This is a genomic window from Cupriavidus yeoncheonensis (assembly GCF_905397275.1).
Lineage (GTDB): Bacteria > Pseudomonadota > Gammaproteobacteria > Burkholderiales > Burkholderiaceae > Cupriavidus > Cupriavidus yeoncheonensis.
The window spans coordinates 75,880-89,818 of sequence record NZ_CAJPUY010000023.1; the positions used below are offsets into that span (position 1 = coordinate 75,880).

Here is a 13,939-nt window from a genome sequence, read left to right on the forward strand (position 1 = left end):
GACATATCCGGATACCTGCCATGACTGATTCCCTCCTGGAAGGCTTCGAGCGCGCGCTCGCCGACCTGTGTGCCGACGACGCGGTGCGCCGCAGCGAAGCGGGCGAAGGCGCCGCCGCGCAGTGGGCCGCGATCGACGCCCTCGGCTACACCGACGCCCTCGTGCCCGCCGAATGCGGCGGCGCCGGGCTCTCGCTCGCAGAAGCTTTTCCTCTCTTCCTCGCCGCCGGCCGCGCCGGCCTGAGCCACCCGTTCGCCGAGACCGCCATGGCCCGCGCCTTGCTGGCGAAGGCGGGGCGCGAGAGCAGGGGCGAATGCATTGCCATCGCTCCCGCCGCCGCTGGCGGCCAGCGCATCGTCTGCCGCAACGTGCCGGGCGCCGCGCTCGCCGATCTGGTGCTGACGCAGTGGCGCGGCGAATGGCTGCTGTTGCCGGTGAGCGCCGCGATGCGCACGCCGGGCATCTACCGCCCGCAGGCATCGGCCTCGCTGCAATGGCAGTCGGCGGAGGCGGCCGTGTTCCGCTTCCGTGAAGACGGTGCCGACATCGTCGCCCTGTGCAACGCCGCCCACGCCACCGGCATGGCCGGCGCGATGCAGCGCGTGCTGGCGATGAGCGTCGCCTACGTCAACGACCGCCAGCAGTTCGGCCGCGCCATCAGCCAGTTCCAGGCCATGCAGCAGGAACTGAGCGTGATGGCCGAGCAGGCCAGTTCGGCGGTGTTCGCCGCCCGCCTGGGCTGCGCGGCCGACGGCTATCTCCCCGATCCGCTGCGCGCGGCGTCGGCCAAGCTGCGCGCCTGCGAGGCGGGCGAGCGCGTGGCGGCCATCGCCCATGCGGTGCATGGCGCCATCGGCATCACCGAGGAACTGGCGCTGGGCCTCTTTACCCGCCGCCTGCACGAGGGGCGCAGCGTGGCCGGCGGCGAGTCGTATTGCGCGACGCTGCTGGGCAACGCGCTGTTCGCGCAGGACGGTGCGTCGAGCCAGGTCATTCTCGATTTCGCGCGCAAGCAGCTTGCCTTTAACGCCTGAAGACACCATGCAGAACACCAAGGAATCCATCGTCATCGTCGGCGCGAAGCGCACGCCCATCGGGGCGTTCAACGGCTCGCTGGCAGCGTTCAGGGCGCCGGAGCTGGGCGCCATCGCCATCCGTGCCGCCGTGGCGCAGGCGGGCGTCGATCCGGCGTCGGTCGACGAAGCCATCATGGGCCTGTGCCTGTTCGCCAACGTGGGCCAGGCGCCGGCGCGGCAGGCCGTGCTCGGCGCGGGTCTGCCCGCGTCGACGCCGGCGACCACCATCAGCAAGATGTGCGGCTCCGGCATGAAGTCGGTGATGCTGGCGCATGACCTGCTGCTCGCCGGCACCTGCAATGTGGCGGTGGCGGGGGGCATGGAGTCGATGACCAACGCGCCGTATGTCGTGCCGCGCGGCCGCCAGGGGTACCGCCTCGGGCACGGCCAGTTCCTCGACCACATGTACTGCGACGGACTGGAGGATGCCTACGAGGGCCACCTCATGGGCTACTACGCCGACCTCGCCGCCGAAGCGCGCGGCATCGGCCGCGAAGCCCAGGACGCCTATGCGCGCGAGAGCCTGCTGCGGGCGCAGGCTGCAGTGGCCGAAGGCCGCTTCCGCGACGAGATCGCGCCGGTCGCCCTCAAGCGCGGCGGCGAGTTCGCCGCGGACGAGACGCCGGGCCAGTGCGACGCCGCCAGGCTGCCGAAGCTCAAGGCCGTCTTCCGCGACGGCGGCTCGGTGACGGCCGGCAACGCCTCGTCGATCTCCGACGGCGCCGCCGCGCTCGTGCTGATGCGCGAGAGCGACGCGATCCGCCAGGGCCGCACGCCGCTGGCCCGCATCGTCGCCCACGCCACCCACGCCAACCCGCCGCAGCAGTTCGCCGACGCCCCCGTGCTGGCCGCGCGCCGCGTGTTCGACAAGGCCGGCTGGACCGCGCGCGACGTCGATCTCTACGAAGTCAACGAGGCCTTCGCCGTGGTGACGATGATCGCGCTGGACGAACTGGGCATCGGCCACGACCGGCTGAACGTCAACGGCGGCGCCTGCGCGCTCGGCCATCCGGTCGGGGCCACCGGCGCCCGCCTGCTGGTGACGCTGGTCCATGCGCTGCAGCGGCGCGGCCTGAAGCGCGGTCTCGCCAGCCTGTGCCTGGGCGGCGGCGAGGCGACCGCCGTTGGCCTGGAACTGTGCTGAGGAGGGTGGCATGAGTCTTCAGCATCGCATCGAGAACGCGGTCGGCTGGCTGGTCATGGACCGCGCGGCCGCCATGAACAGCCTGAACCGCGAGATGGCCGCCGCCATGACCGCGCAGCTCAATGCGTGGCGCGACGATCCCGCCGTGCGCGTGGTGGTGCTGACCGGCAGCGGCCGCGCCTTCTGCGCCGGGGCCGACCTGAAGGAAGTGGCCGAGCCTCCTGTCACCGGCGAGCCCGACTTCCTCGACCTGGTCGTCGGCTTCGTCGATACGCTGCGCGCCTTCCCGAAGCCGGTGATCGCCGCCGTGAACGGGCTGGCGCTGGCGGGCGGGCTCGAAACGGTAATGGCCTGCGACCTCGTCCTCGCCGCCGAGAGCGCGAAGCTGGGCGACGCCCATTCCAACTTCGGCGTCTTCCCCGGCGCGGGCGGCGCGGCCGTGCTGCCGCGCAAGCTGCCGGTCAACGTGGCGCGCTGGCTGCTGTTCACCGGCGCCAGTTTCACCGCCGCGCAAATGGAGCATTACGGGCTGGTCAACGAAGTCGTGGCCGACGCCGGACTCGCGGCCCGCGCGCAGGCCGTGGGCGAACTGCTCGCGGCCAAGAGCCCGCTGGTGCTGGCCCGCATGAAGCGCGTGGCCGCCGAGGCCGCCGACAAGACCCTGGCCGATGCCCTGCGCCACGAACTGCTGGAACTGCGCCATCACCAGCGCTCCCACGACATGAAGGAAGGCCTGCGGGCCTTCGCCGAGAAGCGGCAGCCCGCCTTCAAGGGCTGCTGAACGAAAGAGAACTGACATGGACCTGTTTTACTCCGAGGCGCACAAGGCGTTCCGGCAGGAAGTGCGCGACTTCATCGCCGCCAACCTGCCCGACGACATGCGCCAGCGCCTGCGCGCCGGCGGTTTCGCCTCCAAGGCCGACACCGAACTCTGGCAACGCGCGCTGAACCGGCGCGGCTGGGGCGCGCCCGCCTGGCCGAAGGCCTTCGGCGGCGCTGGCTGGGATGCCGCCGAACAGCAGATCTTCGCCGACGAGTGTGCCGCCGCCCCGGCGCCGCCGCCGCACATCTTCAACATCACGATGCTCGGGCCGGTCATCATCCATTTCGGCTCCGATGCCCAGCGCGAGTACTTCCTGCCGAAGCTGCTGAACGCCGACATCCAGGTCTGCCAGGGTTTTTCGGAACCGGGCTCCGGCTCCGATCTCGCCTCGCTCAAGACCGCCGCCGTGCGCGAGGGCGACGCGTACGTGGTCAACGGCCAGAAGATCTGGACCAGCCAGGCGCATTACTCCGACTGGGTGTTCTGCCTGGTCCGCACCGATCCCAACGCGGTGAAGAAGCAGGCCGGCATCTCGTTCCTGCTGATCGACCTGAAGACGCCGGGCGTGACCGTGCGCCCGATCATCAGCATCGACGGCCGCCACAGCCTGAACGAAGTGTTTTTCGACAACGTGCGGGTGCCCGCCGCCAACCTCGTCGGCGAAGAGAACAAGGGCTGGGACTACGCCAAGTTCCTGCTCGGCCACGAGCGCGCGTACATCGCCGGCATCGGCCGCAACAAGGAGCGCGTGGCCTGCGCGAAGGCCCTGCTGGCGAAGCTGGCAGGGGAAGGGCATCCGGCGTCGACGCTGGCGGCGTACCGGGGCCAGATCGCGCTGATCGAGGCCGATCTGCACGCGCTGGAGGTCACGCAGTTCCGCATGCACGGCGGCCACGCCGACATGAAGCTGTCGCCGATGCTCAAGGCGCGCGGCAGCGAGATCTTCCAGGCCATCACCGACGTGATCTGCCGCATGACCGCCCCGGCCTCGCTGCGGGCGGACACCGGATCGCTCACCAAGTCATACCTGTACTCGCGCGCCGTCTCCATCTTCGGCGGCAGCACCGAAGTGCAGAAGAACATCCTTTCCGCCACCGTGCTCGACCTGTCATGAACCTGCAACTGAACGACGTCCAGCAGCAACTGCAGGACAGCCTGGCGCGGCTGCTGGCCCGCGAATACGATTTCGGCCATCGCCAGCAATACGTGGCGGCCGAAGCCGGCCACTCGCCCGAGGTGTGGGCGCAACTGGCCGAACTCGGCGTGACCGCCGCCGCGACGCCCGAGGCGCATGGCGGCTTCGGCGGCGATGCCGTGGACCACATGGTGGTCTCCGAGGCGCTGGGCAAGTGCCTGTCGCTGGAGCCGTATCACGGCACCGTGGTCATGGCGGCCACGGCCATTGAACGGCTCGGCTCGCCGACGCAGCAGTCCAGCCTGTTGCCACGGATCGCGCGGGGCGAACTGCAGGTGGCGTGGGCGCATGGCGAAGCGGTGCCCGGCCGCGTCGCCACGCATTCCGCCCATGGCATCGATGGCTGGCGCCTGTATGGCACCAAGCCCTGCGTGCTGCATGGGTCCGGAGCGGATTACTTCCTGGTGACCGCGCTGGCACCGAATGAAGGCGTCCAGCTGTTCCTGGTCAATGCCCGCACCACGGGCGTGGCCATTGCCGGCGGCCGCCTGATCGACGGTACGTCAGCGGCGGACGTGACGCTGGACGACGCCGAGGGCGAGCGGCTTGGCACGCTCACCCCGGCGCTGCTGCAACGCGTGCTTGACACCGGCATCAGCGCGGCCTGTGCCGAGATGGTCGGCGCGATGGACGCGGCGTACACCCTGACCGTCGCCTACCTGAAGACCCGCAAGCAGTTCGGCCGCCTGATCGGCGCGAACCAGGCGCTCCAGCACCGTGCCGTCGACATGCTGGTGGCGCTGGAGCAAAGCCGCAGCCTGTCGGTTTCCCTGGCCCTCGCGCTGGCCGGCCGCAACGACCTGACCGGTGCCGACGTGCCCGCGCACGCCGCCAAGGTGTTCATCACCCGCCATGCGCGACAGGTCTGCCAGGAAGCCATCCAGATGCATGGCGGCATCGGCATGACCGAAGAGTACGCGGTGGGCCACTACCTGCGCCGCATCCTCGTGCTCGACCAGCTGCATGGCGACATGCAATACCACCTGGGTCGCCTCGAAGGGCGTCCCGAATAGCCCCTGCATAACCCCCGCGAAACCCGCGAAACCCGCGCAACCTACGAATAACTCGACAACTTCGAGAGGAGATCCACCATGTCCGACAACAACCTCATGTCCCTGGCCGGCAAGGTCATCATCGTCACCGGCGCCGCGCAGGGCGTGGGCCGTGCCACCGCCGAACTCGCGCTCAATTTGGGCGCCAAGGTCTGCGTGGTGGACCTGAAGGGCGAGCCCCTCCAGGCCCTCGCCGCCGAGCATCCCGACCACGTGCAGGCGTACGTGGGCAACGTGGCCGACCCCGACTTCGTCTCGGCCTCGGTCGAGCACGCCGTGTCGCGCTTCGGCAAGGTGGACGGACTCGTCAACTGCGCCGGCATCGTGCGCGCCGCGATGATCGAGAACATGACGCTGAAGACCTGGAACGAAGTGATCGACTGCCACCTGACCGGCGCCTTCCTGTGGCTCCAGGCAGTGGGCTCGCGCCTCGTCGAGCGCGCGAAGAACGGCGAGAAGGTCAGCGGCTCGATCGTCAACATCTCGTCCGAGGCGGGCCGTCGCGGCTCCATCGGCCAGATCAACTACGCCTCGGCCAAGGCCGGCATGCTGGGCATGACCATGGCCGCCGCCCGCGAGTGGGGCAAGTACGGCGTGCGCACCAACACCATCTGCCTGGGCATGGTCGAGACGCCGATGACCGAGACCATCCGCAGCGACCGCTTCCGCGACCAGTACCTGGCCATGATCCCGATGGGCCGCTGGGCACAGCCGGAAGAAGTGGCGAGCCCGATCGCCTTCCTGCTGTCGGACGCTGCCGGCTACGTGCTCGGCCAGCACCTCGGCGTGAACGGCGGCTTCCACCTGGCGAGCTGAGGCGGGCATGTCGTCACGCAAGCTGTTTACCCATGATGAGCTGCGCCGCACCTTCCATCCGCGATCGATCGCGGTGGTCGGGGCGACGCCCAACGAGAAGGCCTTCGCCGGCCGCTCGATGACGAACCTGCGGCAATTCGACGGCAAGGTGCTGCTGGTCAACCCGCGCTACGAGGAAATCAACGGGGAACGCTGCTACCCGTCGCTCTCCGCGCTGCCGGAGGTGCCGGACTGCGTGCTGATCGCCACCGGGCGCGACACGGTCGAGCCGATCGTGCGCGAGTGCGCCACGCTGGGCGTGGGCGGCGTGGTGCTGTTCGCGTCGGGCTACGCCGAGACCGGCAACCCGGAGAAGGCCGCCGACCAGGAGCGGCTGGTGGCAATCGCCCGGGAAAGCGGCGTGCGCCTGCTCGGCCCCAATACCATCGGCTACGCCAACTACATCAACAACGCGATGGTGTCGTTCACGGCGCTGCCGGCCCGCGAGGGCGCGCTGCCGCGGCATGCCATCGGGCTGGTGAGCCAGTCCGGCGCGCTGGCGTTCGCGCTGGAACAGGCGGCCAACCACGGCACGGCGTTCAGCCACGTGTTCTCGTGCGGCAACGCATGTGACATCGACGTGGCCGACCAGATCGCTTACATGGCCGGCGATCCGGCGTGCGCGGCGATCGCGTGCGTGTTCGAGGGGCTGTCCGACGCCAGCCGCATCATCCGCGCCGCCGAGTTGTGTGCAGAAGCCGGCAAGCCGCTGGTCGTCTACAAGATGGCGCGCGGCGAAGCGGGGGCGGCGGCTGCCATGTCGCATACCGGCTCGATGGCCGGGTCCGACCGCGCCTACAGCACGGCGCTGCGCGAGGCCGGCGTGGTGCAGGTCGACACCATTGAGCAACTGGTGCCGACCACGGTGTTCTTCGCCAAGGCGCCGCGTCCGGTGGCGACCGGTGTGGCGATCGTCTCCGGCTCGGGCGGCGCGGGCATCGTCGCCGCCGACGAAGCCGAACGGTTCAACGTGCCGCTGCCGCAGCCGGGCGACGCCACCCGGGCGGTGCTCGAATCCCACATCCCGGACTTCGGCGCCGCGCGCAATCCGTGCGACCTGACGGCCCAGGCTGCCAACAACTTCGACTCGTTCGTCCAGTGCGGCGACGCGGTGTTCGCGGACCCGGCCTATGGTGCGGCGGTCGTGCCGCTGGTGGTGACAGGCGAGGGCAATGGCCGCCGCTTCGAGGTCTTCAACGACCTCGCGGTGAAGCACGGCAAGATGACCTGCGGCCTGTGGATGTCGAACTGGATGGAAGGGCCGGAATCGCGCGAGGCCGAGGCGCTGCCGCGGCTGGCGCTGTTCCGCTCGGTGTCGCACTGCTTCGCGGCGCTGGCGGCGTGGCACCAGCGCGAGCAGTGGCTGCTGTCGCGCCAGCCGGCGAAGGCGCCGCGGCTGACGCACCCGTCGGTAGCGGCCGACGCGCGCGCCCGCATCCTGGCGGCGCCATCGGCCACGCTGACCGAGCGCGAGGCGAAGGACGTGCTGGCGCTGTACGGCGTGCCGGTGGTGGGCGAATCGCTGGCCGCCAGCGAGGAGGCCGCCGTGCGGGCCGCCGGGACATGCGGCTATCCGGTGGTGCTGAAGGTCGAAAGTCCGGCCATCCCGCACAAGTCGGAAGCCGGCGTGATTCGCCTCGGCCTGACGTCGGCGCAGGAAGTCGCCGTCGCTTACCGCGAGGTGATGGCCAACGCCCGCAAGGTGACGACGGACGACCGCATCAACGGCGTGCTGGTGCAGAGCCAGGTGCCGGCCGGCGTCGAGATCCTGGTCGGCGCCCGCGTCGATCCGCACCTCGGCGCGCTGCTGGTGGTCGGCCTGGGCGGCGTGATGGTCGAACTGATGCAGGACACGGTGGCCACGATCGCGCCGTGCTCGGCGCAGCAGGCGCGCGAGATGCTGGCGCGCTTGCGCGGCGTGGCGCTGCTCAACGGCTTCCGGGGCGCAGCCGGCGTGGACATGGAGCGTCTGGCGGAGGTCATCGCCAGCCTGTCCGAGTTCGCGGCCGACCAGCGCGACGTGATCGCCGAGTTCGACGTGAATCCGCTGATCTGCACGCCGGACCGCATCGTGGCCGTGGACGCGCTGATTGAACGGAAGGGCTGACGGCCGGTCTGGCAAGGGAGGGCCGCGCTCCTGGGGAGTGCGGCCACCCCGCCCCGCGGGTTGCTTCCAGACCGCGCTCATGCCAAGAAATATGCTCGTCTGCCTGTTTGCTGCCCGCACCCCGGGCATCCGGTCCAACATGAACAAGGAGAGCATCCAATGATTGTTTACGGCACCAGGGCGCGCGCGGAAGCCACGCGACGCGCCATTCCACTGCGTTTCGAGGGTGGCGAGCCATACGTCTTCCACAAGTCGGAATGGATGGACACGGGCAAGGACCCGCAGCTCTCGCCCACCATATTCCTCGTCGAACAGCCGCCGCACTCGGTCGCCCCCGCGCACTTCCACCGGCAGAACCAGTTCCAGCTCTTTTTCGACGGCGACGGGTCGATCGGACGGCACGCGCTCGCGCCGCTGACCGTGCACTACGCGGGCGCCTATACCGGCTACGGGCCGCTGGTCGCCGGCAGCGCCGGGCTCAAGTACTTCACGATCCGGCCAGTCTTCGAGAGCGGGCTTGTTCCGGTCACTGAACGCGAGCAGATGATCCGGGGACCGAAGCGGCATGCGCACGTCGGCCCCATTGCCACGGATGCGCCCGACCACCTGCGCACCTTGCCGACGGCCACCTGCGAGGACGTCTTTCCGCTCGCGGAGGACGGGCTCGGCGTCACGGTCGCGCGTCTTCCGGCCGGCGCGGCGCTGGTTCCCGCGCGGCCGCCTCATGCAGGCGACTTGTTCCGGCCGCCTCATGCAGGCGACCTGTTCCTCGTCGTGCTGTCGGGCTCGTTGCGCGGCGACGGGCAGGAACTGGGCCCGTGGGAAAGCGCATTCGTCTCCGCCGGCGACGCGCTGCCAGGCTTCACGGCCGGCAACGACGGCGCGCAGGTCGTGCTGCTGTACACGCCGCGCAAGGCGGATGCCTATGCGTGAGCGGACGTTGACCGACCGGTGCGCCTGACGCGCCAGAAGCCGAGAGGGCAGGTTGCCCAATTTTGGGGGATGAAGCTGCCCGGCGGTGGCGCTGGCAATAGTCGGGCGCGCAGACAGGAGCCCGAGAGGCTGCTTCCGGGACGGCGTGGCGCTGGCCGGAACTGGGCTACCGTGGCAGCCATCTGTTCATTGCGGGAGGTTCGGCATCACGCCGATCCTGAGCATGATCCGGAGGTACATCGAAAGAAGTCTGGATGACTTGACCCTCGAAGCCGAACCACTCAGTGGGTCGAGATCGGCCAGGTGACCTGCTTCCAGTACGCATCCTTTGACAGAATCCGCCCGTTGGCAACGCGAAACATGTCAAGTCCCATTGCATCCACAGGCTGGCCATCTTCAGCCGTCCCGCGGACGCGATAGCGCAGAATCACCAGGTCGCCGAACACCTCCATGCGGGTGTCCGAAAAGGTCACGCCGTTACCGCCGTCTTGCTGTTGGGAGAATCGCTCGCGCAAGTAGCGCAGCGTAGCGTCACGGCCTTGCAGGACCTGGCCGCGCGGATCGCCGTTGCCGGCAGGTAACTGCCACGTAAAGTCGTCGGCAAGACAGGCGCCGGCCGCGTCTGCATCGCCTGCACGGAAGGCGGCGCCAAAGGTGGCCATCAGCGTTTTCACTTCAGATTCAGTCATCGGAATCTCCATTCAGGATATGGTCGGGGCACGGGAACGATCGAGGCTGCGTCGATTCGAATGCCCTGGCGGCGCGCAGGACGAGCGCATCGGCGTGCGCGGCACCGATAATCTGGAGCGCCACGGGGAGGCCGGCCTGAGTGAAACCGCAAGGCACGCTGGCCGCGGGTTGCTGGGTGAGATTGAAAGGCAGGCAGAATGGCGCCGACCACGTCGTGCTGACTTTCGGGGCCGCGGCAGCCAGGGTGGGGGTAAGCAGAAGGTCATAGCGCTCGTGGAACTTGGCCAGTGTGGCGCCGAGTTCCCGGCGGCGGTCCATGGCCTCGAGGTAGGCACTGACGTCGAGGCTGCGGGCGCGTGCGTCGGACTCGTGCAGTGCGGCGTCGAGCAACGACAGGCGATCCGCGGGGATGCTGCGCATCAGTCGCGCAACGCCTGCATCCCACAGCGTCCGGAAGATCGGAGTGGGGTTGTCGAAGCCGGGATCTGTGTCCTCCACAGTGGCGCCGAGGCTGGCAAAGCGTCGCGCGGCCTGGTCGCAGATGGCGCCCACCTCCGGGTCCACCGGGAGGTAGCCGAGTGTCCGGCTGTACGCCACGCGTAAGCCGGCGACGCCGCCGTCCAGGCCCGCGCGCCAGTCACGATCCTCGTGTGGCAGTGCATGCCAATCGCGGACGTCGCGTCCGCCAATGACATTCAGCAACAGCGCAGCATCGGTCACGCTGCGCGCCATGGGGCCCAGGTGAAACAGCGTGCCGGAGTGAGCGGGCGGGTAGCAAGGCACACGTCCGAAGCTTGGCTTGAAGCCGAACACGCCGCAGGCCGCTGCCGGACCCCGAATCGAGCCGCCGCCATCACTGGCAACATGCAGGGCCGCCATGCCCAGTGCCGTGGCGACGGCCGCGCCGCCGCTACTCCCGCCTGGTGTGTGCGTCGTCAGCCAGGGATTGCGCGTAATGCCGGCGAGCCTGCTTTCGGTGAGGCCCTTCGCGCCAAACTCGGAAGTATTGGTCTTGCCCAGCAACACGGCCCCCTGCTCGCGCAGGCGAGCCGCCGCCGGGCAATCTTCTGCCTGCGGGCGGTCGCTGGTGGCGAGGCTTCCCATGCGGGTGGGCCAGCCGCGCACGTGGAGCAGGTCCTTGAAAGCCACCGGCACGCCGTCGAGCAGCCCGCGGGGCCTGTTGCGCAGCCAGCGTGCTTCGGATGCGCGCGCCTGCTCGCGGGCGCCGTTCGTGTCGACGAAGCGGAAGGCGTTGACCACCGGCTCAAGCTGCGCCACGCGTGCGAGTACGGCGTCCAGCACCTCCACTGGTGACAGGTCGCGGTTGGCGTAGCTTTGCAGCAGATCGGTGGCAGAAAGGTCAGCGAGATGCGTCATGATGTTCATGGACTCCAGTGAGACAAGCCATACCACCCCGCCACCGCAATCAGGCAAAGCGACGTTCCCAGGCGCAAAGCCCGCCCAGGCAGCCGCCGCATGACAAGCCGTCCGGTCCATGCACCGGCCAGCAAGATCACACCGGTCTGCACGCCTAATGCCACCGGCAGTTGCCCGGCGAGCATGTGCGCCGCGCTGGCGGCGACGGCAACCGGAAGCTGGATGGCCATTGCGGCCGCGACCGCGGTGACGGTTGGCGCGCGCCACAGTATCAGCAGTGGCAGGAGCAGCACAGGGCCGCCCGTGCCGGACAAGGCCGAGGCGAATCCCACCCCCAGCCCCAGCGCGAACAGGGCGGCCTGGCCGGGCATCGGGCGCTCGGGCGCTGTCGATGCCGCTGCCGCTGCCGATACCGATGCCGATGCCGATGCCGATGCCAGACCATAGAGCCCGGATGCCGCCGTCAGCAACGCCAGCCCGATGCGCGCTGCGCCGGGCGGAAGGGAATGAACCGCCGTGGCGCCCGCCAGCGCTCCGATCAGCGCCGCTATGTGCAACGGCCATGACTTGTGCCACACCTTTGCCTCCCGGCAGGCGACGCACCAGCCAAGCAGTCCCGTCGGCAGGAACGCGAGGCTGGAGGCGGCAATGGCTTGCGGCAGCGTCACGCCGCCTATGCCGGACAAGACCGGTACCACGGCCACGCCGCCAATCGATGTGGCGCCGATCGCCATGCCGGCAAGCAGGATCAGGCCATCGGCCGGCCAGTTTGACATCCCGCGCCCCGCCTCAGTCGCTGCGCGCGCCGGAGAGCCGGATCAGCCGTTCGGTCACGGGGGCGGTGGCGTCGAAATCGCGCCGGAACTCGGCTGAACTGGTGCCAAGGGCGTACATTCCGTAGACCTGGAAGCGCGCCTTCATCGTCGTGGTCTGCACGGCGGCGCGGACTTCCTCTTCCAGGCGATTCAGCACGGCAGGCGGCACGTTCGCCGGCGCCAGCATCGCGGCCCATCCGACGGGCTTGTACTCTTGCTGCGGAAATCCCGATTCGGCCATGGTCGGCACATTCGGGAGTTCGGCGGGCCTGCGGTCGCCCATGACGGCCAACGCGCGCAGGCGGCCATTCTGGAAGTGTGGCGCCATCACGCCGAGCGTGCCGATGCCCCAGTCGACTTGTCCACCGATCATGTCCTGCACCATCAACGATTCGCCCTTGTACGGGGCATGTGTCATGTCAAGCTTGTTCGACGTACTGAAGTACGACCCCATCAGGTGCGAGGCCGAGCCCACGCCGTAAGAGCCATAGGCAAGTGTGCCGTTGTGCTGCCGCGCCCAGGCGACGAACTCGTGGATCGTCTTCACTGGCACCTTTTTCGGATTCACCGCAAGCACGAGCTCCCCGGTACAGATCTGCGACACGAACGACAGGTCACGCTTTACGTCATATGGCACCTTCGCGAACATGAAGGGCGCATTGAGGAGCGGCGCGGACGTCGTGACCAGGACCGTGTAGCCGTCAGGTGCGGCGCGGGCGACATACTGTGTGCCGAGCATGCCGCTGGCGCCGGGCTTGTTGTCGACGATGATGGGTTGTCCCATCCGCTTGCTCATGACTTCTGCCAGCGTGCGTGCGATGGCGTCCATGGCGCCGCCGGGGGCGCTGGGAACCACAAATGTGATCGGCCGGCCAGGATAGTTGTCGGCCCGGGCTGCCCCGCTACAAACGAGCGCGGCGGCGCTGAGGAGCGCTCTCCATTTCATGTGTCTGCCTCCTGCTCTCGCGTATGGTCGGCTCAGAACGGACGATCGCCGATGATGGTCGCCCGCATCATGCGGCGCACGGCGGGAAAGTAGTCCTGGATCGCGTAGTGCTGGGTCGAGCGGTTGTCCCAGAAAGCGATGGTGTTGGGGCGCCAGCGCAGTCGCATTTGGTACTCGAGGATGGCGGGCTGCCGGAGAAGATAATCGAGCAGGTCCTGCTTCTCGGAATGCGATTCGAATGCGCCGCGCACCGGATTGCGCGTCTTGAAGTTGACGAAGTGGGTAACGAAGCCGCCATTGACGTAGAGGATCTTCTCGCCGCTCTCTGGGTGGGTCCGCACCACCGGATGCGTGGCGGGAGGGAATTCCCGCTGCTGTTCCGGTGTCATCCTGTCGCCAAAGGCAGGGCGAATGTCGTGCACGGCCAGCAGCCCGTCGATTTGCCGCTTGCGGGATTCAGGCAACCGCTCGTAGGCCAGCGCCATGTTGACCCACACGGTATCGCCGCCGATCTCGGGGCACTGCACGCAACGCAGCATCGATGCCATCGACGGAATCTCACGCCACGACACATCGCTGTGGTACCCGTTCTCCATGGCGGGCCGCTTGTCGTCACCGCCCAGCATGACAAGCTCGGGGAACTCCGCATGGTGCGGGAAGGTGGGATGAACTTCGAGTTCCCCGAAGCGGCGCGCCAGCGTCACGTGCTGCACCGGCGTAATGTCCTGATCGCGAAACACCAGCACCTTGTGCTCCACCAGTGCGCTGCGCAGTGCAGCAATGGTGTCGTCGTCGACCTGCGCCGTCAGGTCAATATTGCCGATCTCCGCACCAAGCGCCGGCGAGATTCGGGTAACCGTGAAGGACGATTGCAGGGCGCAAGGACGAACCACTGCCGGGGCGACCATCGGGATTTCAGCAGCGTT

At 68.6% G+C, this 13,939-nt stretch carries 13 protein-coding genes; 8 read left to right on the forward strand and 5 right to left on the reverse strand.

Annotation, left to right across the window (positions count from 1 at the left end; genetic code table 11):
* The first annotated feature begins 20 nt into the window (after positions 1 to 20).
* The 8 genes from KHO22_RS26230 to KHO22_RS26265 all read left to right on the forward strand — a co-directional run bounded on the left by KHO22_RS26230 (position 21) and on the right by KHO22_RS26265 (position 9,185).
* The gene (locus KHO22_RS26230; protein ID WP_211950092.1) at positions 21 to 1,034 is read left to right on the forward strand and encodes an acyl-CoA dehydrogenase family protein; all 1,014 of its coding nucleotides are present in this window, start codon (positions 21 to 23) and stop codon (positions 1,032 to 1,034) included.
* Between the two features lie 7 nt (positions 1,035 to 1,041).
* Positions 1,042 to 2,220, forward strand: a complete 1,179-nt coding sequence (locus tag KHO22_RS26235) for a thiolase family protein (protein ID WP_211950093.1) — start codon at positions 1,042 to 1,044, stop codon at positions 2,218 to 2,220.
* Positions 2,221 to 2,230: 10 nt separating this feature from the next.
* Positions 2,231 to 3,001, forward strand: coding sequence for an enoyl-CoA hydratase/isomerase family protein (locus KHO22_RS26240; RefSeq protein WP_211950094.1), 771 nt, complete (start codon positions 2,231 to 2,233; stop codon positions 2,999 to 3,001).
* Between the two features lie 16 nt (positions 3,002 to 3,017).
* The gene (locus KHO22_RS26245; RefSeq protein WP_211950095.1) at positions 3,018 to 4,157 is read left to right on the forward strand and encodes an acyl-CoA dehydrogenase family protein; all 1,140 of its coding nucleotides are present in this window, start codon (positions 3,018 to 3,020) and stop codon (positions 4,155 to 4,157) included.
* The gene (locus tag KHO22_RS26250) at positions 4,154 to 5,251 is read left to right on the forward strand and encodes an acyl-CoA dehydrogenase family protein (RefSeq protein ID WP_211950096.1); all 1,098 of its coding nucleotides are present in this window, start codon (positions 4,154 to 4,156) and stop codon (positions 5,249 to 5,251) included. Before KHO22_RS26245 ends, KHO22_RS26250 begins: the two co-directional genes overlap by 4 nt.
* A gap of 78 nt (positions 5,252 to 5,329) precedes the next feature.
* Complete coding sequence (locus KHO22_RS26255; protein WP_211950097.1) at positions 5,330 to 6,106, forward strand: SDR family NAD(P)-dependent oxidoreductase; 777 nt, start codon at positions 5,330 to 5,332, stop codon at positions 6,104 to 6,106.
* 7 nt (positions 6,107 to 6,113) lie between these two features.
* A complete protein-coding gene (locus KHO22_RS26260) occupies positions 6,114 to 8,252 on the forward strand; it encodes an acetate--CoA ligase family protein (RefSeq protein WP_211950098.1) in 2,139 nt (712 codons plus the stop codon).
* 159 nt (positions 8,253 to 8,411) lie between these two features.
* Positions 8,412 to 9,185, forward strand: coding sequence for a hypothetical protein (locus KHO22_RS26265; RefSeq protein ID WP_211950099.1), 774 nt, complete (start codon positions 8,412 to 8,414; stop codon positions 9,183 to 9,185).
* A gap of 281 nt (positions 9,186 to 9,466) precedes the next feature.
* On the opposite strand, the gene KHO22_RS26270 is transcribed toward KHO22_RS26265, so the two are convergent.
* The 5 genes from KHO22_RS26270 to KHO22_RS26290 form a co-directional block, all read right to left on the reverse strand.
* Complete coding sequence (locus tag KHO22_RS26270) at positions 9,467 to 9,874, reverse strand: nuclear transport factor 2 family protein (RefSeq protein WP_211950100.1); 408 nt, start codon at positions 9,872 to 9,874, stop codon at positions 9,467 to 9,469.
* Complete coding sequence (locus KHO22_RS26275) at positions 9,867 to 11,261, reverse strand: amidase (RefSeq protein WP_211950101.1); 1,395 nt, start codon at positions 11,259 to 11,261, stop codon at positions 9,867 to 9,869. The genes KHO22_RS26270 and KHO22_RS26275 overlap by 8 nt, the downstream gene beginning before the upstream one ends.
* On the reverse strand, positions 11,258 to 12,028 hold the full coding sequence (locus tag KHO22_RS26280) for a sulfite exporter TauE/SafE family protein (protein WP_211950102.1): 771 nt from the start codon (positions 12,026 to 12,028) through the stop codon (positions 11,258 to 11,260). Before KHO22_RS26280 ends, KHO22_RS26275 begins: the two co-directional genes overlap by 4 nt.
* 13 nt (positions 12,029 to 12,041) lie before the next feature.
* Positions 12,042 to 12,896 (reverse strand): Bug family tripartite tricarboxylate transporter substrate binding protein, encoded by an 855-nt coding sequence (locus KHO22_RS26285; RefSeq protein WP_338031373.1) that lies wholly within the window; start codon positions 12,894 to 12,896, stop codon positions 12,042 to 12,044.
* Positions 12,897 to 13,045: 149 nt separating this feature from the next.
* The gene (locus KHO22_RS26290) at positions 13,046 to 13,921 is read right to left on the reverse strand and encodes a TauD/TfdA dioxygenase family protein (protein ID WP_230427031.1); all 876 of its coding nucleotides are present in this window, start codon (positions 13,919 to 13,921) and stop codon (positions 13,046 to 13,048) included.
* Positions 13,922 to 13,939 lie beyond the last annotated feature (18 nt).